Below are 22,071 nucleotides of genomic sequence, written 5' to 3' on the forward strand. Positions count from 1 at the left end.
ATGGCTGTACAGTGTAAAGTTGAAATTCCAAACGTCCAAGGTCTGAAAGACCAAGAGCTTACGGTCGGCCGTGAGTTTTTGCTTGTTTGTGACGGGGAGTTTCCAAAAACTTTGCAGCAAGATAAGTTGCAGTTAGTTCTGTCTCCAGAACAAAAATACTCTATCCACTTACTAGGTTTTGAATTTAGGTCACCCACGCAAGCTGATTTGAAAGTCACTTCATATGTGGCGGGTGCTCAGATTAAGTTTGATAACTTGCAACTGACGGACGGTACAGAAACTTTGGATTTAGGCCAGGTTCAGTATCAATTGGTCAGTGTTCTGCCACCACCTCCTCCACCATCTGGTAAACCTGGCGAGCAACAACCGAAACAAGAACCTTATGGCCCTGTGGGACCTTTAGCGATTCCGGTGCCGATGGTTTATTGGGCGATTCTTGCGGGAGTCGTTGGGTTGGTCATTTTATTTGCGGCAACTAAAATTTTCCGCTCGGTTCAACGTCGTCGTACTATTGAACGTTTGAAAGAGCATGATTCCGCGTTGTCACCTTTGCAAGAGTTCCATCAAAAATTCCGTCGTATGCAGCGTGTGAACACGGTGTTCTTTGGTGGCAGTCCTAAAAAAGAAGACATTCCTTTGGCATTGGATGAAACACGCCAGATGCTGAAATTATACATCACTCGTCGCTATAAGATCCCAGCGCTTGAGTGGAGTCCTCGTTTAATTATTAAAGATCTAAAAAAATATCACCCGAAAGTTTATCAAGAAACCGGTGTTGAACTTGAAAAGCTTATTAAGGAATTCCTGCACGCCGTAGAAGACAGAGAAAAGATCTCTGGTTCTGACGTGTTGAACCTTTCTAAGCGCGCACGCCTGTTGGTTGAGGAAATGGAGAGATTGTCATGACAATACACTCTCCATTAGCGTTTTGGTTGATTATTCCTTTGATCGCGGTTGTGGTTTGGGTTTTGTGGAGAAAAAAATCCAAAACTCCGACATTGCAATTCGGAACGGTGGCGGTCCTAAAAACCGTGACGCCAAGTTTGCGTACGCGTTTGTTGAATATTCCAACAATTTTAAAGGCGATGGCTATTGCCTTGGCGATTTTTGCACTAGCTCGTCCGCAAGAGATGAATACTAAAATAAAAAAGAATGTCGAAGGTATTGATATCGTGATCGCCCTCGATATTTCAGATTCCATGTTGATCGAGGATATGAAGCCCCTCAATCGTTTGGAAGCGGCGAAAGAGACGATTAAGCAATTCATCGCGGGTCGTAGTTCGGATCGTATTGGTTTAGTAATTTTCGCAGGGGAATCCTTTACGCTGGTTCCTCCAACTTTGGATTATCAATTGATCCTTTCTCGTGTGGATGAAATCACGACAGCAGCGAGTGCGCGTATTAAAGACGGTACGGCATTGGGTGTGGCTCTTGCGAATGCAGCGGGCCGCCTTAAAGATTCCCAAGCAAAAAGCCGTGTCGTGATCTTTATGACCGACGGGGAAAACAACTCTGGTACCATCGATCCAGAGACTGGTCTTGATATCGCTAAAGGTTATGGGATTAAGATTTATTCCATCGGTATCGGTAAAGACGGTCCAACACGCATTCCAATTTATTCCCGTGATATCTTTGGTCAAAAAATTAAGACCTATCAGCCATTTGATTCCACGGTGAATGAAGACTTGCTGGCAAGAATGGCGAAAGAAACGGGTGGTAAGTACTACCGTGCTTCTAAGGAAGACTCTTTAAAAGGTGTCTTTAAGGACATCGATTCCCTAGAGAAAACTAAAATCGACGTTAATAAGTTCACGAACTACACAGAGAAGTATCCGCCTTATCTGGTGATTGCGATTGTTCTATATTTGGCGGGATTGCTATTGGGTCGTACATGGTTAAGGAGGGTGCCATAATGTTTAGATTTGAAAACATGGCAGCTTTTAACTATTTGTGGATCATCCCGGTGATTATCATCGTGGGCTATTTCTTTGATCGCAGATCGCGTAAAAGAATGGAAGCCGCGATCGGTTCAAGACTATATCCGTTCCTTTCAAGCTCGGTTTCACAAAAGAAGCGTACGATCAAAACCGTGCTTCAAATGCTAGCGGTGTTCTTCTTTGTATTGGCATTGGCGCGTCCTCAGTTTGGTCAAAGTAAGCAAGAAGTTAAAAGTGAAGGTGTTGAGATTATCTTCGCTGTCGACGTTTCTGAAAGTATGATGTCAGAGGACGTAAAACCAAATCGTCTGACGCAAGCAAAGACTGAATTAAACCGTCTGGTTGATTTGATGCCGGGTAATAAAATCGGGATCATGGCTTTTGCGGGATCTGCGGCATTGTTGTCTCCGCTAACGAATGATCCAGCTGCGATTAAGATGTACATTGATGCTTTGGATACAAACTCTGTTTCCACTCAAGGTACGAACTTCACAGATGCTTTGAATACTGCCAAAGAAGCTTTCGAGCGCGGTGGTGTTTCAACCGATGACACAGTTAAAGTAACTCGCGTGATCCTGATTGCCTCTGACGGTGAGGATCATGAACCGGGTGCTGTTGATGCCGCGAAAAAACTTGCTGAAGATGGCACGCGTATTTTCACGGTCGCCTACGGGACTGAAAAAGGTGGCGCGATTCCGGTGCGTGATGGCATGGGCTTTCTTAAAGGCTATAAAAAAGATCGTGGTGGTCAGACTGTTATCACGACCGTTAAAGGTGATGCCCTTCGTGCGATGGCTGAAGCGGGTAAAGGAAGCTTTTACTTTGCAACAGTTGGCGGTGATCAAGTTAGACACTTGCTTGAAGACATCAATCATTTAGAAAAAACGCAGTTCGACACAACAATGGCTACGCAATACGAAGAACGCTTTCAGATTTTACTTTTGATCGGGATTATTATTGCGACATTTGAATTGTTCATTGGCGAGCGCCGTCGTGGCTTCCGTTTCTGGAAGGGCCGCTTTGAGGTGCCTGCAGAATGAGAAATTTAGTATTTGTATTCATTCTTTTAGGACTTACGGGATGTGGTAATCAACCGCATCTGAAAACGTTGTCTTTAAATCGCGAAGGTAATGCCGACCTGACGAAACAAAACTTCCAAGGTGCGAATACCAAGTACATTGAAGCCTTGCGTTTTAATCCGTTCCTATCTCGCCTACATAATAACTTAGGTCTTTCTTTTGAAGGATTGCAGCAAGCTGAGAAAGCACAGCAATCCTACGCAGAGTCGGGAAGACTGGCAGAGGCTCTGAAAGATCGCGAGATGATGTTTGTTGCGCGATTCAATGAGGCTCAGCTTTTAGGTAAGGCAAAGAAAGTTGATGAAGCTATTGCGCTTTATCAAAAGGCTTTGGAAATCGTACCTGATAGCAAAGAAACTAAAACTAACATTGAGCTTCTGATCCAACAGCAGCAAGGTGGCGGTGGTCAGGGCGAAAACAAAGATAAAAAAGAGAACCAGGACGGCAAAGGCGATCAGCAACAGCAAGATCAAAAGGGCGACCAGGATCAGAATAAAGATCAAAAAGACGACGGTAAAGACGGCAAAGACCAAAAGGACAAACAGTACCAGAACTCTCCAAAGTACAAACCTCGTCCCTTTGCAGGTAAAGAGCTTTCCGAAGCAGACGTTAAGAAAATCCTGGGAGAGATTAAGCAGCAAGAATCTAAGATTCGCGCTGACTATAATCGTAAAGAAGTGAAGGAGCAGCCTCGTGACAAAGATTGGTAATTCCATCGTCTGTCTGAGCATTGTTTTAAGTAGTTTTGTTGCCCAAGCGGCGGGAACAACTGTCAGTGCAACTGTAGATCGCAATGAAATGAACTTAGGTGACACATTCACGGTCACGATTTCAGCGGTATCTAATGAAGACGTAGATATTCAAGATCCTCGCATTCCCGATTTGGATGGTTTTGAACTCTTGAATACCAGCAGCAGTACCGCTGTTGCGCAGAAATTAGTTCCAGGTCCAAGTGGGATGCAATTTGAAACTCAACGTCGTAAAGAGTTTTCTTATATTTTAACTCCTCAGCGCCAAGGTACTTTAAGTGTTTCGTCATTTGAAGTTGTGGTGAGTGGCAAGATCTTTAGAACTCAACCGATCGTCATCAAAGTTGGAACGGGCGGTGGTGGAGCTGCGCAAGGTGGCGGCAATCAACGCCAACAGCAACGACCTCGCCAAGGTCTGCCAGGCTTTGATGATCCATTTGATTCAATGGACCGTGCCGACGAAGATATGTTCAATCAATTGTTACAACAACGCCAAAGATTGATGCAGCAAATGTTGCAACAACATGGTGGCGGTATGCCGGATGAACAGTTCGGCCGTGGATCGTCTACGAATATTGATAACCCAGCTTTTAGAAGTTTGCCGACGAATCCAAATGATGCGTTTTTTATCGGTGTGGAAGTCGATAAAACTGAAGTTTACGAGGGTGAACAAGTCACGGTGAACTGGTACATCTATACTCGCGGTCAGATGGAAACTTTGGATCGTTTGAAGTTCCCGGATCTAAAAGGCTTCTGGAAAGAGATCATCGAGGAAGTTCCAAGCATTCAGTTCTATGAACAGAATGTTGGCGGTATTCCTTGGAAAAAGGCATTGCTAGCTTCGCATGCTCTGTTCCCGATCAAAGCGGGTACCGCTAGTATTGATTCTTATAAAATTAAATCCCGTGTACGTACATTAAGCCAAATGGGCATGATGACTAAGCCTTACGAGTACACGAAAAGCTCGGCAGCGGTTCCAATTAAAGTAAAGCCATTGCCAGTAGATGGACGTCCCTCTGATTTTTCTGGAGCAGTAGGGCAGTTTGATGTACATGCCACAGTGGAAGGTCAAAGCTTCCCAGTGAATCAACCTTTGAGTCTTAAAGTTCGCTTTGAAGGTGCTGGGAATGCGAAGCTGATTGATTTGCCAGCGATGCAGTTGCCAACAGGTCTTGAGCAGTATGATACAAAATCAGACTCGAAGTTTTTCAAAAATGGTCGTAGCTATAAAGAGTTCGAAGTTTTGTTGATCCCTCGCCAAGAAGGCGAAGTGATGTTCCCGGCTTTAAGTGTCAGCATGTTCGATCCAAAATCTGGCACTTACTACACTCGTAAAACAGAGCCAATTAATTTGAAGATCGTAAATAACCCGAACGCTCCGGTTGGATCTTCACAGCGTATGGCTGAAGGTGGAAAACCCGCAGCAGCTCCGGTGGTGGTTGAAAACAAACTTCCAGACGTGATCATGGCATGGCAGCCCTCAACGCAAGCAAGTGTCTTGGCTCGTCCGTGGTTGTGGATCGTGATTTATTCCGGCGTGATCTTTTCGTTGCTATTCAAAGCACAAAAAGAATTCGGCTGGGGCCGTCGTCGCAGAACTTTGAAAGAGCAAGTCGGCAAACGCTACAAAGTTGTTGATCAAGCCTTAGGCAAAGACGACTACCGCAAAGTCGGCGCTGAAATGACCAATATCTTTTATATGGTCATGGGACAAGTGGCAGGTGAGGCAGGGGCTTCTCAAAAAATTGATGAGCTTTTGAATCAGATCCCACCAAGCTTAAGACGCGATCATGGGGACGAGATCACGAAAACTTTCGAAGTCTTCCAAACCATGAGCTTCGCCCCTGATGAGATGCTGGGAAGCTTAAAAGAAAAAGCCACGATGAAACAAAACATCGAACGCGCTAAGAAAGTCATCAGTCAGTTGATTTCCTCTAAAGAAGAAAAATAAAAAAAGCCGGGTGATGAACCCGGCTTTTTGTTTTTAGTAGTTGAGCCATTTGTGCATGAACACTGGTGAGTACGACATCGCATCGTCCGAAGCGACGGCTTCCGCGGATGCTCCGGCGTCGGTTACGCCAAAGAATTTTCCGTTGGATCGACCGTAACACTTATACGTTCCTGTCGTGGTTTTACCACAAAGAGCGTTGGAACCGACGTAAACTGCGGAGTAGCTCGTGCCGGAGTCAGCAGTTAGTGGAAAGTTGAGAGCTGACGAACCTGCAGTTTCCTGAGGTTGGTAGTTTGCAGGCATCATTGACACCGGATCGCCCCAACATCTTAACGTGCCGTTAGTTTGAACTCCACAGGTGTTAGTCATACTTAAGCTCACTGAAGAATAAGGCGCGCTTGAATCGATAATAGTCGGAGTTAATTGGTTACTTGATCCACTGTTGCCCACGTAGCCCGCAGAATTGCTTCCCCAGCATTTTAAGATGTCAGACGTTGTGATACCGCATGTGGTATAGCCTCCAAGAGAAACTTTTTTGTAAGCTTGGCCTGCATCAATAACAACTGGTGAAGTTGAGTCTGTCGTTGTGCCATCTCCCAAACGGCCCGTTTCATTTTTACCCCAGCATTTTAATACACCAGCAGTCGTGATGCCGCATGTGTGTAGAGCTGAGACTTCGACGTATTTGTAAGTAGTTCCGCTATCCACAGTCGTAAAGTTTGTGACGTCGGCTGTGGAGCCATTACCTATTTTTCCGTAACTGCCTGAGCCCGAGCATCTGAGCTCTCCAGTAGTTGTGACACCGCAAAGCACTTGTCCTTTAATCGAGACTTGCGCGTAAACTTTTCCAGCGTCGACGGTTGTCGGTACATAGAGCGCGTTACCGATTGTAACTGCATTCCCAAACTCACCGTAATTATTCGTGCCCCAGCACTTTAACACTCCGGTGGACGTAATGGCGCACATATCATCGTCGTGGCTTGTAGCCAAGGACGCGTAGTTTGTGGAAGGATCGAGCATAATAGGGGCAGCTCTGCGAGAAGGCGAGAGAGTAGAGTCGCCGAAGACCGTTGATGAACCCCAGCAATACAACTTACTTGAATCAATACCGCAAGTTAAAGAAGTACCATTGGCCGCAATTGCTGTGGTTGCCAATTGGGTAAAGTTGTAATTCGTGAAGTATTCAGAGAAACTTCCGAAGCTAGAAAGCACGTTGCCCAGGCCTGCACCGTAGAGGTGATTACTGCGAAATGGATCTCTATTTAAAACACCCCAGCATTTGAGTGCGCCATCACCAGTAACACCGCAAGCACGGCTATTCGCAGTCTTTACCAACGTATAAGTCGTGCCACTGTCTGAAACCACAGGCGCACTACGATTCGTAACGGTAAAGTCCGCAAGCTGAGCCAGAGTATTGATCCCCCAACATTTCAAAACATTTGAATCGGAGATCGCACACGTAAAGCTACGGCCGTCTGCATTGGTCGTGTCATCGTTGGCAGATACGAACTTGTAGGTATCTGCGCTATTGATAAGAACAGGCGTTGTGCGTGTTACAGTAGTACCATCGCCCAATTGACCGGTAGTATTGCGGCCCCAACACTTCATCGCACCATTAGTAAGAATACCGCAGCTGTGATGAGATCCCATTGAAACAAACTCATAGTTTTCCGAGGCATCAATATCGATAGGGGAATTTTTCTGAGCGGTAGTTCCGTCACCAAGATTATTATAAGTATTACGTCCCCAGCAGCGTAGCTTGTTGGCAGACGTGATCGCACAAGTTGATTTAGATCCCGCTGAAACATAAATATAATCATTGGTATTGTCGATATCCAGCGGAACCCTTTGTGTCGCTAATGTACCATGACCCACTTGACCCATGTCAGCGCGGCCCCAACAACGAAGTTTATTGCTAGTGGTGATAGCACAGCTGTGTACTTCCCCGAGTGAAACACTGGAGTATCCACTACCAATCAGAACCGGGCTCGTACGAGATGTGACCGTGTTGTCACCAACTTGATAATATGTATTTCCGCCCCAACAATACAGGTCGCCGCCGGTCGTGATTGCGCAAGTGTGATCAAGTCCCGCACTGACTGCTTTGAATGACGCACCGCTCATAACAGTTACCGCTGTTTGCCGGAACATAGTCGTTCCGTCACCTAAGCGACCGTAAGTGGAATTGTGTCCCCAGCAGCGCAATGATGAGTCGCTCATGATGGCGCAATTGTGTAGGCGATTGATCGCCAAATCGGTAACAGTCAAATTTTTCTCGTCATCAGCAATGTAGTACTGGGCTTGATAGTTTTTACCTAAGTACGTTGTAGCTCCCGTGGTCGACGTTAAATTAAAGTTGAGTGCTTTTTCTCCGTCGGCTGAAGTATTGCTAAGAATATTAAATGGAATATTGACGGAAGTCGCACCTGCCGGGAATGTCACAGAGCCTGAGGTTAAATCTGAATTAGCTGTCGTGGCATCGCCTGTAACTTTGTAAGAGACAGTAAAGTCAGAAGACCTTGCTACAGGAATCGAAAGTGTAATAGTTTTTGCGCCACTGCCTTCGTCCACGCGATTCATAGTTGAAGTTGTGATGTTGATTGGCTGCATACCGTCTTGTGTCCAAGAAGCACTCGTCGCAGATGTGGCAACTTGGAAGTAGCCAGTCGAGTTTCCGCCCACCACACAAAGTGTTGTTGGTCCAACTGGTTGCAATGTCATGTCGATAGAAATAGGTATAGCGATAGCCGTTGCAGAACCATATGTGGCAGTCGCGCAAGTTGCCGAAGAACCATTCGTGATAAGCGCATACTTATATTGCGTCACGGTCGCGCCAGACACCGTCACACTCGCGGTCGTTGCGGATGTGGTACCAGTCGGTTGTCCACTTAGTACAGCCACTGGATATGGAGCATTGATGACGATTGCTTTCGAGCCTGCCAAAGAATTGGCGGAGCCGGGAGTCGGAAGAGTCAGATTCGCTGCATTCCCAGCGGCATCCTTGATAGAGCCGGCACCTAATGCCAACGCTGTTGTCGACGTATAATCAAGATCGGCTGAAGAGTCTCCCATCACGACCGTGTAAGTGAAATTCAAAGTTGAAGTATTTGAACCACTCACATATGTAGCCAGGCGTTTTGTTGCCCCTGTTTCAAGTTCGATATTTGGGCCAGTAACAACAGTTACATTTTCACTGAAGACAACTCTAACATTCACTGCGGTACCAGCGGCGTATGTACCATTCGCCGTTGATGAAGATACAGAAAGTACTGTGGGAGCCGTTCCGTCACGAGTCCAAGAGTTATATGAGGGATTGGTGCTTGGATTGCCAGCATTGTCGTAGGCATATGTGCAAAGGGTATAAGTCCCATCTTGAGTGAGAGTGTTGGATATTTTTGTAGAAATTGGATAGCTCGATGAATAGGTAGTCGCATAACAGTGTGCTGAGCTGCCGGGAGGAATGAGTGAGTAGGTGTAATTGGTGACATCTGTGCCACTTACAGAAATGTCTAACGTACTACCCGTGAAAGTTCCAGAAGGCGCTCCCGTAATTGTGGCAGTGGGTGGACGAACAGTGTCTTTGATAAAACGGCGTGTAGCGGTTGCAGTGATTCCAGTAGAGTTAGTGATTGAGACCCTTACCGCGTAAGGGGTAAGGGAGTCAGCAAGAGCCGAGAAGTTCATATTTCCAGACCATGAAGTCCCATTACAAGTTGCCGTATCAGCAGGCGAGTAACCTGGTACAGTGATTGAAACTGCTCTGCCAGCTTCGGAGCATGGACCGGTCATTGCAAATGAATTCACTGAATATATATTCATATAAGAGTCTTCAGCGGGAGTCGACCAAGCAATATTTGGATAAGTGCTGTCGTGAGTGATGAAGTCACTTGTACAATTCGACTCATTGCCAGCAGCATCTCGCACTTTGAAGTATACAAAATTTGTAGCGTTCGCTGTCGTCAGCGTCCAAGATTTATAAACGTTGAAATTTTCCCATACACCACCGGACAAGCAAGCTGCCGCATTTGTGATGTACATTTCTGCGGGAGTTCCCGAACCTGTTAAACCGAGACTGACTGCCAAGCTGCCAGTATGAGTATCTCCATTATTAATCGACATTGAGTCTGCTGCGGGAGCCACTGTGTCTTTAGTGATGCTTCTGGTAACTGGAGTCGCATCGACGCCTGCCGAGCGACTGTGATTGACAGTGATGGAAATCGGACCGTCACTTAAAGTACTAAGGTTGATGCTTTCGCTCCAAGAGCCAGAAGTACATGTCGAGGAGTAATCACCTAAACCTGTAATTGTAACGACAACGGATTTGCCCTCTTCAGAACAAGCTCCTGAGAAACTATATGAAGCGGCTGTATAGGCATTTACATAAGATCCGACTACTGGAGTCGACATAGATACGGTGATAGGGCCTAAAGAATGATCGATGGAATCTGAGGTACAGCTTGATTCATTTCCAGCGGCATCTCTGAATTTTGCATAAACCGTGTTTGTGGCACCCGCAGTGGCCAGAGTCCATGACTTGCTTGTTGCAAAAGTTTCCCATACGCCATCGGCTGAGCAGCCAGCTGTGTTAGTGATATACATATCTCCACTAGTGTCGCTCGAAGTTAGAGTTAGCGTATTGCTTAATGTACCGGTGGAGGCGGCACCGCTGGCAATCGAAAGGGTTCCAGTCGGGGCAACTGTGTCTTTACTATAAGATGGGGAAGTTGCCGTACCAGTATTTCCCGCAGCATCGTTCATAGAGGCTGTTAATTGAAAGCTTCCCTGAGGAATTACTGTCAGATTTAGAATTGCCGAATAGGAAGTGCCCGAACACGTTGTAGTTCCCGAATAGCTATTTGGGCCTGTGAATGTAATCGAGCGAGCGTTTTCAGAACAAGTTCCGCTGATGGTAAATGATGTTACGTTGGCCGATGAAACTACTGCTCCAAGAAGAGGGGAGTCAATGGTCACCGTCGGCGCAGTTCCGTCATGAACGATATCGTCGCTAACACATATAGTTTCGTTATCGTGGCTTTCTTTGAATTTCAAATAAACAGTGTTATTGGCATTTGCAGTCGGCAATGTCCAAGACTTAGTGGAGGAGTAAGTTTCCCACGAACCACCTGAGGCGCATCCTGGAATGTTGGAAATATACATCTCCGTTGCTCCCGTAACACTGATATTCAATGTCGCGGTTAGAGAGTTTGTTAAAGCTGCTCCGGAGTTAATTGCAACCGACGTGATTGTGGGAGCTGTGACATAACGAGAAGTGATAACGAACTTAGATCGGCTGTTGGTGTGAGCGTCGCTATGGACCGCAGAAATCGAGACTGTATTTCCCGTCAAAGTTGTTAGATCCAATGTTTTTGTAAATGTGCCAGTGGAGCATGTCGCTGTATCCGAGACCGTGCCTATGGTAAGACTGACTACTTTGCCATTTTCTGAACATGTTCCAGATACTGTGTAGGCAGATTGGTTGGCGGTGTTGATGGTGGCAGGTGTATCAATATCAATTGTCGGAGCGATCGAGTCTTTGTCGATAGCAACTGTATAAGACTTAGCGATACCACCTCCAGGAGGCGTGACTGCAAAATCTAGATTCCCCGCAAAGACGCCTGGAAGAGGAGATAGGTCGATGTTGCGACTCCATAATCCATTTGCAGAACAAGTAAATGTCGTGATGTTCGGTGTGCCCGAAGCAGAGACAGCAACGCTAGAATCTTGCACGCAACGACCCGTAAAAGCCGCAGCAGTGACATTTGTTTCATTGATTTGATTGCTACCAACAATGGAGACTGCGAAGGCGTCTTGATATGTCACGGGCGCAGAACAATCAGAAGGTGTGACTTTGCCCGTGTCATCCATGGAGTAAACGCGATACGTGTATTGTTGGCCTTCGACTTTAGTGAAAGTCGGAGTGTTGAAAGAATCTTGAGCGCTTAATTGAAGTGTTGGCAAAATGGGGTTGTCACAAGAATCGCCTTCGTAATAGAGAAGTTCTTGTTGAACAATTTTTGAGCTTGTTGGTTTTGTCCATGTTGCTTGTAGCGAACCAGATGACTGTAAAGCAGTTTGATCCCAGCCTAAAGACGAGGCTGCTTTCGGTGACATAATATCCGTCAAGGAAAGTTCCATAGAGCACCCGGCAAGGCTCAACAAGGACACCAAGCCAAGTGCTATAGAACGTATGGAGGACTTCAAAAACGTACACACGTGTTCCATGGAGTACTTATCGGCGTTTCCCGAGCTACTTAAAGTCGACCACGAGCTAAGTACGCGATAACACGAATGCGTTTCATGGAATTAATATATGAGACCTTAAGTCCGTTTCACTTTGAAACAAAACCCATGCTCTTAAAAATGCTTAATTGGAGAGCAATCGCCGTAAGGCGAGTTACTGTTTTGCGTACGGAAATCTCTCCGTCATCTGATAACGAGTCTGTGGAGTCTTGCCATCTAGCTCACTGCTAGCCGTGCCCATAAAGATCAGCAACGGATTTTGCGCTTTCACTTGATAAGTCGTGTACAAAATTTCTCCTTCATCAGGAGATTTGTATTCATCACAAACTTGACCCGTCACAACTTTGGCAACGTTAGTTTTCCAATCAGAAAAACCACACCAGTTGATCATGTTCAATGATTCAGTCACGTTGTTCGATAGACTTGTGTAACTCGTTTGCACTGTCGTCATATCGATATAACGATCTGATGATTTCACTTTGTATTGAAGCTCGTAAATCAAATAAGCCTTCGTGCATTTTTCGTCTTCATAAGCCACATGTGAAAAAGTCCAACGCGAATCATTGATCGTTAAATTTGTGATCAACGAATCATCATCCATCAAGTGGCAAGCTTTAGTGTAGTTGCCATTGATGTTCAAAGTTTGTGGAGCCGCGAAAACAATTTGTGACAGAAGCAAAACAAGTTTCAACATGGCCGAGAGCCTATCGCGCAAGACCCACGAGTCAAGAGGCGCCTGCCGCCTTTCTGGGGAGCGGCGCGTCTGGCTTGCGTTTTCAGTGAGCTTTCGTTTCGGTGGAAAGCCTGAGTTCTGTTTGTCTCAAGATCACGGGGCGGGTAGGTTGCGCCGCATATCAATAGGAGACCTAATATGCGCTTTGCAATCGTGACTTTGACGATGATTCTTTCTTCTGCGGCTTTTGCCGGAACTAATATGTGTGCGACTTACAAATCACCACGCATGTTGAATGCACTGAACACTGTGGCTGCTCGTGAAGATATGAGCTTTGATGAGCTTTGCAACCTTCCAAAAGTTTTGGGTGTAGAAGCAATGCCGTCTCAAATCGTGAACGTAAATGGTGATGTAATCCCATATACTCGCGTGCAATTGCATATGTCTGAGACAAGCTGCCTATATATGGTTCGTGACGCCGATCAAGTGATCACAGAAGCCCGCTGCTATTCAGCGTGGTAAACTAAAAAGCCGGGTTAAAGCCCGGCTTTTTTATTTCAGAATTACGAAAAATTTAATCAATCTTCCATAGTCCTTCAATCCTGTTTCCGTACTCTTATTGCATGAACTCACAACTGATTGTGATTCGGGTATGCGAGGAAGAAGAATATGGAAAGAATGTTGAACGCTCTCATGTTTTCGATTATCTCCATGGCGGCAGTCGCAGCTATCGGAGCGCAAGAACAACCTCCACAAAAACCAGCCGGTGAAGCAAATGAATTGCTTCGTTGTATTTATACTCCGCAGGCAGATCAGCAAAGTTCATCACTGCCGACAGCAAAGCTTGGGTTCAAGTTTTTACTACAAAGAAATAATAGCAATCATATCGCAGTTGATACGTACACGTTGAATGATTCAAGTCAGTTGGTAAAACAAATCGGCCACGCAGAACTGGTGAGCGCTGCTAGCGAAGTAACCGCGACAACAAAAGCCACAGAGTTGGTTTCAGGATTAACACTGGCAGAGGATTCGCCTTTTGATTTTTCAATCGTCGCAGACTCAACAGCAGCGGATAGCAATGGCAGATTTAGCGCAGTGGTAAGCACGGTGACGACATTCACTGGTCAAGCTTACTCACAAGTAGCCGTGAGTTGCCGTTTGCCGCCGGCTCCACAGCAACAAAAACCACCAGCTCAAAGCACACAACTAAATTAGGTGCTTTCAAGTTTTACGTTGTACTTAAGGCCATCCGCATACAGAGAATCGCGAAGCGCCAGGCTTATCAAAGCCGACTCTGGATAGCCGATTTTTTTTGCTATTTTCGCTGCTCTACCTGGGGAAGGGATGCGACGTCCTTTTTCCAGATCGCAAAGGCTTTGTACGGAAATTCCCAGGAATTTAGCGTATTCCGTTTGACTCATTTCATCGCTTAAGCGCCAAGCTTTTAGAAAACGAGCTACGGTCAGTCTTGTTTTAAATAAGTCGCGCACGTCACGTTTCTTAGTCATAATTATTGAATACGTCAATTTGACGTAAAAATCAATCTGTGACTGGAGTCGATGCAAAAATGAAACGGTGGCTGGGTAGTGGTGGGGTTATTCCCCTAGGATCTGGCGAACCAGCTTCGGAACCTCGATAGAGGCGGGGCCGATCAGATGTTCTTGAAAGGCGCGGGAAATTTCTGTGTCTTTGACGTTGATTTCGATCTTGCGCGCTTTCCATGCAAGCTGCACGAAACCCGCGGCGGGATAGACATTTCCGCTGGTGCCGATGGAGATAAAGTAATCTGCTTTTTCCAGAGCAAAATAAATTTCGTCCATGTGGTGGGGCATTTCTCCGAACCAAACGATATCAGGTCTCAGTGCGGCTTTGATTCCGCATTGAGGGCAGCTCTCATTTACAGCTAAATCCTCAGTCCACACGATGACTTCTTCGCAAGACAGGCAGCGGATTTGATCGAGTCGTCCATGCATGTGCAGGAGGTTTTGCGAGCCAGCTCTTCGATGCAGATTGTCGACATTTTGCGTGACCAACAGGAAATCGCCTTCCCAAGCGTGTTCTAACTCTGCCAGAGCTAAATGAGCGGCATTTGGCTGTACGTTGGGGTCTTTCAGTTGAGATCGTCTCGCATTATAGAATCGTTGAACCAACTCCGGGTCGCGATGAAAGGCCTCGGGAGTAGCGACATCTTCGATGCGATGGTTTTCCCAAAGGCCATCTTGGTCACGAAATGTACGAATGCCTGACTCTGCGGAAATGCCGGCCCCAGTGAGAATGACGATATTTTTGAAGAGATGAGTATTCAAAATTATGCCTCGTGACAACTTGCTCAACTCATTGAGTTTTCAACTGATTTTCATTAGGATGTGCCGTTCTTTACAGAAAGGCAATTACAATGGCTTCTAAAATCGAAACTACACCGGAAATGGTGCAGAACGTTTACAAGAAGACAGCTGAACGTATCGCAGTTGTTGGTAAACGCTTGAATCGTCCTTTGACTCTTGGAGAGAAAATCCTTTTCGGTCACTTAGACGATCCACAAAATCAAGAATTAGTTCGTGGCGAAAGCTTCCTACTTTTGAGACCAGACCGCGTAGCAATGCAAGATGCGACAGCTCAAATGGCTTTGTTGCAATTCATGCTTGCAGGCAAAGACGAAGCAGCAGTTCCTTCTACTGTTCACTGTGACCACTTGATCCAAGCTTACAAAGGCTCGGGCGTGGACATGACAGTTGCAAATCAAACTAACAAAGAAGTTTATGACTTCTTGGCAACAGCTTCTTCTCGTTACAACATCGGCTTCTGGAAACCAGGCGCTGGGATCATCCATCAAGTAATCCTTGAAAACTACGCTTTCCCGGGTGGCTTGATGATCGGTACTGACTCTCACACTCCGAATGCGGGTGGTTTGGGTATGTGCGCAGTAGGTGTTGGTGGATCTGACGCTTCTGACGTTATGGTTGGTCTTCCATGGGAAGTTAAAAATCCAAAACTTATCGGTGTTCACTTGAAAGGTAAGCTTGGCGGTTGGGCTTCTGCAAAAGACGTAATCTTGAAACTTTGCGGAATGCTAACTGTTAAAGGTGGTACGGATAAAGTTGTTGAGTACTTCGGTGAAGGTACTTCTTCAATCTCTTGTACTGGTAAAGCGACTATCACAAACATGGGTGCCGAGCTTGGTGCGACTTGTTCTGTGTTCCCATACGATGACCGCATGGGCGCTTACTTGAAATCAACAGGCCGCCACGAGTTGGCTGCAGTTGCTGATGCTCACAAAGATCTTTTGTCTGCAGATGCTGACGTTGTTGCAAACCCAGGTAAATACTTCGACGAAGTTTACGAAATCGACTTGTCTGCGTTGGAACCACACTTGGTGGGTCCTCATACTCCAGACTTGGCTCGTCCTATCTCTGCACTTAAAAAAGAAGTGGCTGAGAAAGGTTACACAGTTAAGATTTCTTCGGCTTTGATCGGTTCTTGCACGAACTCTTCTTACGAAGACATTGGTCGCGCAGCATTCGTAGCGAAACAAGCTATGGAAGTTGGCGTGAAAATGGAATCTCCATTCTTGGTGTCTCCAGGTTCTACACAAATCCAAAACACAATTGAACGTGACGGCCAAATGGCGACGTTCAACGAAGTTGGCGCTACAGTTCTTGCAAATGCTTGCGGTCCTTGTATCGGTCAATGGAGACGTGACGACATTAAATCTGGCGAGAAGAATACAATCGTAACTTCTTTCAACCGTAACTTCCGCGCACGTAACGATGCGAATCCAGAGACTTTGGCGTTCATCGCTTCTCCTGAAATCGTAATGGCGTTGGGTCTTGCGGGTCGTTTGGATTTCAATCCAGCGACTGATGAATTGGTTGGTCCAAAAGGTACAATCAAATTGCAAGCTCCAGTGGCTCCAGAGTTGCCTGCTAAAGGCTTCATCGCTGACACTGAGGGTTACCAAAAACCAGCGGGTGCAACAGCTCAAGTGGCTGTGAATCCTTCTTCAGATCGTTTGCAACTTTTGTCTCCATTCACTAAATGGGATGGTAACGACTTCGTTGATAATTTGGTTCTTGCGAAAGCAAAAGGCAAATGTACAACGGATCATATCTCTCCGGGTGGTAAATGGTTGAACTACCGTGGTCACTTGGACAACATCTCTAACAACATGTTGTTGGGTGCGGATAACGCATTCACAGGTGAAATCGGTAAAGGTAAAAACCAACTGACTGGCGACGCTGGTATGGAATACGCGCAGATCGCACGTTCTTACCAAAAAGCGGGCAAAGGTTGGATCATCGTTGGTGATGAAAACTACGGTGAAGGTTCTTCTCGTGAGCACGCAGCTATGTGCCCAAGACATCTTGGCGCAACAGCGGTAATCACTAAATCATTCGCACGTATCCACGAAACAAACTTGAAAAAACAAGGTGTGTTGGCTCTGACTTTCGTAAATCCAAAAGACTACGACAAGATCCAAGAAGCAGACAAAGTTTCGTTGGTAGATCTTAAAGATCTAGCTCCAGGTAAAAACGTGAAAATGATCTTGAAGCATGCTGATGGTTCTACAGAGACTATCGAAGCGAAGCACACATACAACTCTGAGCAGTTGAAATGGTTCCGCGCTGGTTCAGCACTGAACTTGATCCGCGGTTTGTAATCGTCGATTAAAGACTCAATTTTTAAAACCCACAGTTTAACGACTGTGGGTTTTTTTATTTTGTGGGTGACCAGCAAGCAGGGCGGGCAGAGTTCGTTGCGCTTGCGATGAATGTATCCAGGCGGCATTGTGGGCTGCCGTATTCTAAAAGCGTGGACTTCACGCGTGTCGAGTCTGCGGCATTCAGACTTGGTTCCGCGGTTTTAGTTGGTAGCACTTGCCATTGAAGTTTGGCGATGATGAATCCCGCGATCAAAGAACGGCGGCAAGTCTTCGTATCTGCTTGGCTCGCGCAAATCTGTTGCAGATCTTTTTCGTAAGTCTCCGGCAGCGTAATGGCTTGCTCAGGGATTTCTAGAGCGAGTTTATTAAAGCACGAATGAATAGAGTAATAGTCCGCAGCACCCTCACCAGAGGCCCAGCCTGGCGCTCCGAAAGATCCTGGGAAGTAAGGCTTTTCTCCTAAGTGATGGCCGACCTCATGGCAAAGCATGACGGCGAAGCTATCTACGGTTGTGCCGTGTTCACGCGCAAGGCCTCCAGAGATCACAATCAGTTTGCTGTCGTCAAAGCGCATGGCTTGAGCATTGACGGTGTCGCTGTCCCAGCTTCCTTGGAATTCAATATCGGAATAGTTCTTTTGAAAGATCGAAATCAAGTTTGAAAAGTCAGATTCAGTGATCGCTGCTCTCGCAGTTTGTGCGAAGACCGTGCTTAATATTAATAGACTTAAAAGCAAGCGCATGAACATTCTCCGAGATTGAAGATGCACTATAGTCGGTTGCGACGGAGAGCAAAACCCCGTGGGAAAACTTTCCACGATCGTCGTGGGATCGTACACAGTTAGTTTTTAAACAGACCGTTAGCGAAGAATGTCGTTTGGGGGTGCTGACTCCAATATATTCGATTCGGGCTCGGCATTTTCTTTGAACTCCAAACTTCCAAATTAAAAAGGCTTTCAGTGTCTCATAGTGAGACGCGGCCATTTATTCAAAGGAGAGAGAGTATGAGTAAGAAATTGGTATGCCTATCATTGGCAGGTTTGATGACTATGCAAAGCGTGGCTTTCGCACAAACAGACAGAACAGCTGTGGCAACGGATAAGGCTATTTCCCAAGCCCAAGACAACATCGCGGCTTTGCGTGCAAACCTAGGTCAATTGGATCTAGCATTGGCTGAAACTGCTAAAACAGTTGATAAACGTGATCACTCAGGTGGCATTTTCAATGCGGCGACTATCATTGGTGCAGGTATCGGTTTGGGCTTTACGGCGCTTTCATTTGTGACTTCTCGTAGTGGTCACGAAGGTTCAGGCCTGGGCGCTCTTATGGGTATCAGCGTGTCGTTGGTTTCGGCAGTAGCATCTATCGCAACTGGTACAACAAGTGCGCTTCTTAAAAAAGACATCGAAACTGGTAAAGTCGACAGAGATCTTGAGAACCTTCAAGCACAGATCGCACAAAATATGAAAGGTGCTGATAAAGGCACAGCTTCACTTTTGCAACAGCTTTCAATTTCTGTAGTGGGTATGAGAGAGACATTGGCTTCTTATCAAAGTAGCGAAGACAGCACAGACCGCGTGAAATTGGGTTCCCATGTAGCTCAAGGTGTAGGCGCGATCTTGCTAGTTTATGCTTTAACGGACCGTGCAGGTTATGGCCAAGCTAAGTTGGGTTTGATCTTGATGAGCGCTGGTAACATCGGTCGTATCGTATCTGGTATGTCTGACTCTCAAGCTGACGTGGTATTGCGTGAGATCAAATTGACTCGCACAAGCATCCAATCTGCTGTTCAAGTTTTGGAGTAGTTCATGATGTTAAAACGGGTTCTTAAGTTAGCATTAGCTGTGACTCTTGGTCTGCCTGTCGGGCAGGCCAAGGCCCGTGCTTTGCGCTGTGAATCCGTTTTCACTCCGACACCGAAAGAGGTGTTAGAGATCGTTAATAAAGAGACCTCCGGATATCTATTCAATGGTAAAACTATCGACGAAGTGCAAGCGTCCTTGTCTTGGGGAAAAAAGCGCACTGTCAGAAAACTTCTTAGAAATACTCACTTGGACCGTATTCCATCTGAAAAAGCGATGGAAAGACATGCCGTAGAGCTGGGAATGGCTTTGTTCGGCAGAAAAGACTCTCTCTCTCGTTGGATCACAAAAAATGGTGAGCAGCGTTTAGAAGAATCCACTCATCTAATAATTAAAGAGCAGTTGCTCAAAGAAGGCTTGGTAAAAACGTGGGGTGATCACTATGATCCTGCGAATATCAGTCGAATCTCTAAAATCACCGATAAGCTTTGGCGCTTTCAACACAGTCGTATTATGCAGTTCGCAGGAATCCCTTACTGGCTGCCAAAAATGAAAGATTCAGCGATCAGTACGGAGCTTATGTATAAGGTCATTCGTGATGGCTACAATAAGCACGAAAAAGAAATCGCGTTGGCTCTTAAGTCACAAAATTCTCGTGATGCCTATAACACGTTTAAGCGAGTTTACAGCCCGGTTATATTCAGCATTCTTTTCGTCTTTATGTTGGATGAGGGTTACGACCAGTATCAAAATATGATCACTGAACAAGTGGATACTTTGGTAGCAAGCCTTCAACAGCAACGTGAAGAAATAGAAAAGGCGACTCCTTTCATGAAATTGGAAGAGGGTAAGGCCGCCTATCAAAAAGCTTTGGAAGTCTTTAATGAGCAATGGGGCGAATCTCCGACCGCTGATGAAGATGCGCTTATCCAAGCAAAAATCGAAGAGGCTTTGGGGCTACAAGCTGGCAGTTTGCGGCACTCAGAATAATTCCTAGACACGAAATTTACGTGGTTTCAACGAGTTAACGATTAAAACTAGTGGTCCTCAATTTGCTTAATACGCCGTGATTATGAAAAATACAGTTCGTTTTATCTTATATATTACGTTGATGCTGGTTCCGGCCTTCTATGCGCTTTCTGCATTTGCAGAGGAAAAGCCGTCCCAGGATACTATTGAAACGGAATTGGTTGAAAAGACCCTGGAATCTGCAAAGGTCCTTCAAGGGGAGCATACCGAGATCCGTATCTCTGAAGGCAAGTCCTTCACATTGGATGCTTATCCCGATGTGGAAGTGATGAAAGAAGCCTTGGGTTTAAATCTTCCTGACAAGGTAAAGGCCGAGATCCTTGCCCGTGGTGGTAAGATTGAAAACGTCAATCCTATGGAAGCCTATGAGCATTTGAGTGCTGAAAATAAAGAGCGCTTTAAAGAAATGCGTATTCACTATCTAACGAACGCTGCCAGAATCTTGAGCTCCACGAAGTTTGCTTTCGGTGCGGGTAGTTTGGTTGGTAACGGTTTTAGCTTCGTTAAAACGAACGTTAAAAAAGTATTCGGTAAAAACACTCCGCAAGAGCCTAAAGTACAAATGACTTTCAAACAAAGAAGTGATCAAGCGATCCTCAGTGTTTTGAAAGGCATGGACTACAAGCTTTGGTCACAAGCTCCTCTGTTGATCGACTCTAATGAATTCGGTCTGAGTGTTTCTGTGGGTATCGTGGCAGAGTCAGGTGTTTTGAAAAAGGGCGCCGGCGGTGCTGAGGAAGTCGGTTTCGCTTTGGCTTATAATAAAGCAAAGAGAGCCTTCGTATTTGAACTATTCCACAACACAGAAAAGTTCGATAACACCAAAGCTGCAATTTCTCTTATTGGTGCTGAAGCAAAAGTGGGTATGACAATGGCCCACAGAGAAGGCGCAGAAACTTTGAAAGGTTTCTCGTTCTATCCTCCAGCGATTCCGGGTTACAGCATGAACTCGCCAGAGTATTTCCAAGCGGGCTTTAGCAGTAACATTGGTTTACCTCCACCACCTTTGGCGGACCTTTTGACTTATACAAATAAATTTGAACGTCACTCATTGATTCGTGTAACGGTGTCACCTGTGGTTAAAGGTTTTGTTCGTATTGAGTTCGGTGATGTGAAGGGTTCATTTAAAGCAATGGCTTTCCGCTTTGTGGATATCATGAAGTCCATCGCTTACAAGACTCATATCTTGAGACGCCCGGTTATGTGCGCCTCTGTCTTTGCATCTTAGATCTTTTTAATAACCATTTCTTTAGGCAGGCGGAATCTTTCGCCTGCTAATCCGCCTTCATCTCTTTTACCCACTGAAATAATCATGACTACACTGGCGCGGCAGGAAAGCTTAAGAATTTTCTTAACTCTGCGCTCATCGAAGCCCTCCATCGGGCAGGTATCATATCCTTGAGCACTGATGGCTAGCATAAAGTTCTCTGACGCCAGAGCGGTTGATTTAACGGCGACCTCAGAGATATCCCGGGACGACCAAGGCTTACGCACCACGGGCTTTATCAGGCCCATAATATTAAAGACCAGCCACTTCACAGGGGCTAGGAATCGCCACGAATACAAGAATGGCATCAGAACTTTGTAATAGGTGATGACGTCTTTACGAGCATTAGGCCCTAAGTGCTTAAGGTTTGCTTCCTGAGCAACCTTCCATGTGGAAGGATCTGCTACAAAAACAACCAATTCCTGTGCGGTACGAGCGGCCCCTTGATTCATGCAGGCGTGTGCAATTTTCTTTTTAGTTTCTGTTTCATGGATCCAATAAATTCGCCATGTCTGCATGTTGGAAGAGTTGGGTGCTAACAGGGCCGCATCCAGAGCTTGTTCCATCACTTCATTGGGGACAATGTCAGGAGTGTACTTGCGAATACTACGGCGGGCACGAACGGCGTCAAAAAATTCCATGTGATTATTAGATCGTCTAGCTTTTCTTCTGGCAATAAGTTTGA

17 protein-coding genes are annotated in these 22,071 nt (G+C 45.9%); 11 read left to right on the forward strand and 6 right to left on the reverse strand.

Annotation, left to right across the window (positions count from 1 at the left end):
• The 5 genes from ACLVWP_RS04935 to ACLVWP_RS04955 are packed head-to-tail and all read left to right on the forward strand — an operon-like array spanning window position 1 to window position 5,716.
• Window positions 1-906: a hypothetical protein gene (locus tag ACLVWP_RS04935; RefSeq protein WP_413560430.1), complete on the forward strand. Its 906-nt coding sequence runs from the start codon at window positions 1-3 to the stop codon at window positions 904-906.
• Window positions 903-1,913: a VWA domain-containing protein gene (locus tag ACLVWP_RS04940; protein WP_413560431.1), complete on the forward strand. Its 1,011-nt coding sequence runs from the start codon at window positions 903-905 to the stop codon at window positions 1,911-1,913. The genes ACLVWP_RS04935 and ACLVWP_RS04940 overlap by 4 nt, the downstream gene beginning before the upstream one ends.
• The gene (locus ACLVWP_RS04945; RefSeq protein WP_413560432.1) at window positions 1,913-2,977 is read left to right on the forward strand and encodes a vWA domain-containing protein; all 1,065 of its coding nucleotides are present in this window, start codon (window positions 1,913-1,915) and stop codon (window positions 2,975-2,977) included. Before ACLVWP_RS04940 ends, ACLVWP_RS04945 begins: the two co-directional genes overlap by 1 nt.
• A complete protein-coding gene (locus ACLVWP_RS04950) occupies window positions 2,974-3,726 on the forward strand; it encodes a tetratricopeptide repeat protein (RefSeq protein WP_413560433.1) in 753 nt (250 codons plus the stop codon). The genes ACLVWP_RS04945 and ACLVWP_RS04950 overlap by 4 nt, the downstream gene beginning before the upstream one ends.
• A complete protein-coding gene (locus ACLVWP_RS04955) occupies window positions 3,710-5,716 on the forward strand; it encodes a BatD family protein (protein WP_413560434.1) in 2,007 nt (668 codons plus the stop codon). Before ACLVWP_RS04950 ends, ACLVWP_RS04955 begins: the two co-directional genes overlap by 17 nt.
• A 33-nt stretch (window positions 5,717-5,749) precedes the next feature.
• On the opposite strand, the gene ACLVWP_RS04960 is transcribed toward ACLVWP_RS04955, so the two are convergent.
• Together ACLVWP_RS04960 and ACLVWP_RS04965 are read right to left on the reverse strand one after the other, a co-directional pair.
• Window positions 5,750-11,851, reverse strand: a complete 6,102-nt coding sequence (locus ACLVWP_RS04960; RefSeq protein WP_413560435.1) for a hypothetical protein — start codon at window positions 11,849-11,851, stop codon at window positions 5,750-5,752.
• A gap of 259 nt (window positions 11,852-12,110) precedes the next feature.
• Window positions 12,111-12,650: a hypothetical protein gene (locus ACLVWP_RS04965; protein ID WP_413560436.1), complete on the reverse strand. Its 540-nt coding sequence runs from the start codon at window positions 12,648-12,650 to the stop codon at window positions 12,111-12,113.
• 177 nt (window positions 12,651-12,827) lie between these two features.
• Here ACLVWP_RS04965 and ACLVWP_RS04970 point away from each other — a divergent pair, with 177 nt between their 5' ends.
• Both ACLVWP_RS04970 and ACLVWP_RS04975 read left to right on the forward strand, forming a co-directional pair.
• Complete coding sequence (locus tag ACLVWP_RS04970; RefSeq protein WP_413560437.1) at window positions 12,828-13,151, forward strand: hypothetical protein; 324 nt, start codon at window positions 12,828-12,830, stop codon at window positions 13,149-13,151.
• Window positions 13,152-13,298: 147 nt separating this feature from the next.
• The gene (locus tag ACLVWP_RS04975) at window positions 13,299-13,844 is read left to right on the forward strand and encodes a hypothetical protein (protein ID WP_413560438.1); all 546 of its coding nucleotides are present in this window, start codon (window positions 13,299-13,301) and stop codon (window positions 13,842-13,844) included.
• On the opposite strand, the gene ACLVWP_RS04980 is transcribed toward ACLVWP_RS04975, so the two are convergent.
• Both ACLVWP_RS04980 and cobB read right to left on the reverse strand, forming a co-directional pair.
• Window positions 13,841-14,137 carry a helix-turn-helix transcriptional regulator gene (locus ACLVWP_RS04980; RefSeq protein ID WP_413560439.1) on the reverse strand — a complete coding sequence of 99 codons (297 nt, stop codon included), beginning with the start codon at window positions 14,135-14,137 and terminating at the stop codon, window positions 13,841-13,843. The genes ACLVWP_RS04975 and ACLVWP_RS04980 overlap by 4 nt on opposite strands.
• An 87-nt stretch (window positions 14,138-14,224) precedes the next feature.
• Entirely contained in the window at window positions 14,225-14,935 is a 711-nt protein-coding gene (gene cobB, locus ACLVWP_RS04985; RefSeq protein ID WP_413560440.1) for a Sir2 family NAD+-dependent deacetylase, read from the reverse strand.
• Between the two features lie 89 nt (window positions 14,936-15,024).
• On the opposite strand from cobB, the gene ACLVWP_RS04990 reads away from it, so the two are divergent.
• Window positions 15,025-17,286, forward strand: coding sequence for an aconitate hydratase (locus ACLVWP_RS04990; protein WP_413560441.1), 2,262 nt, complete (start codon window positions 15,025-15,027; stop codon window positions 17,284-17,286).
• Window positions 17,287-17,341: 55 nt separating this feature from the next.
• Here the strand turns inward: ACLVWP_RS04990 and ACLVWP_RS04995 are convergent, their stop codons facing one another.
• Window positions 17,342-18,031, reverse strand: a complete 690-nt coding sequence (locus ACLVWP_RS04995) for a hypothetical protein (RefSeq protein ID WP_413560442.1) — start codon at window positions 18,029-18,031, stop codon at window positions 17,342-17,344.
• Window positions 18,032-18,292: 261 nt separating this feature from the next.
• On the opposite strand from ACLVWP_RS04995, the gene ACLVWP_RS05000 reads away from it, so the two are divergent.
• The 3 genes from ACLVWP_RS05000 to ACLVWP_RS05010 all read left to right on the forward strand — a co-directional run bounded on the left by ACLVWP_RS05000 (window position 18,293) and on the right by ACLVWP_RS05010 (window position 21,347).
• The gene (locus tag ACLVWP_RS05000) at window positions 18,293-19,093 is read left to right on the forward strand and encodes a hypothetical protein (RefSeq protein WP_413560443.1); all 801 of its coding nucleotides are present in this window, start codon (window positions 18,293-18,295) and stop codon (window positions 19,091-19,093) included.
• Between the two features lie 3 nt (window positions 19,094-19,096).
• Window positions 19,097-20,080: a hypothetical protein gene (locus tag ACLVWP_RS05005; RefSeq protein ID WP_413560444.1), complete on the forward strand. Its 984-nt coding sequence runs from the start codon at window positions 19,097-19,099 to the stop codon at window positions 20,078-20,080.
• A gap of 82 nt (window positions 20,081-20,162) precedes the next feature.
• On the forward strand, window positions 20,163-21,347 hold the full coding sequence (locus ACLVWP_RS05010; RefSeq protein ID WP_413560445.1) for a hypothetical protein: 1,185 nt from the start codon (window positions 20,163-20,165) through the stop codon (window positions 21,345-21,347).
• Here ACLVWP_RS05010 and ACLVWP_RS05015 read toward each other — a convergent pair.
• Window positions 21,344-22,027 carry a nitroreductase family protein gene (locus tag ACLVWP_RS05015; protein ID WP_413560446.1) on the reverse strand — a complete coding sequence of 228 codons (684 nt, stop codon included), beginning with the start codon at window positions 22,025-22,027 and terminating at the stop codon, window positions 21,344-21,346. The two genes, ACLVWP_RS05010 and ACLVWP_RS05015, sit on opposite strands and share 4 nt — an antisense overlap.
• Between the last annotated feature and the right edge of the window lie 44 nt (window positions 22,028-22,071).

The sequence above is a fragment of the Bdellovibrio sp. HCB209 genome (genome assembly GCF_047306065.1).
Lineage (GTDB): Bacteria > Bdellovibrionota > Bdellovibrionia > Bdellovibrionales > Bdellovibrionaceae > Bdellovibrio.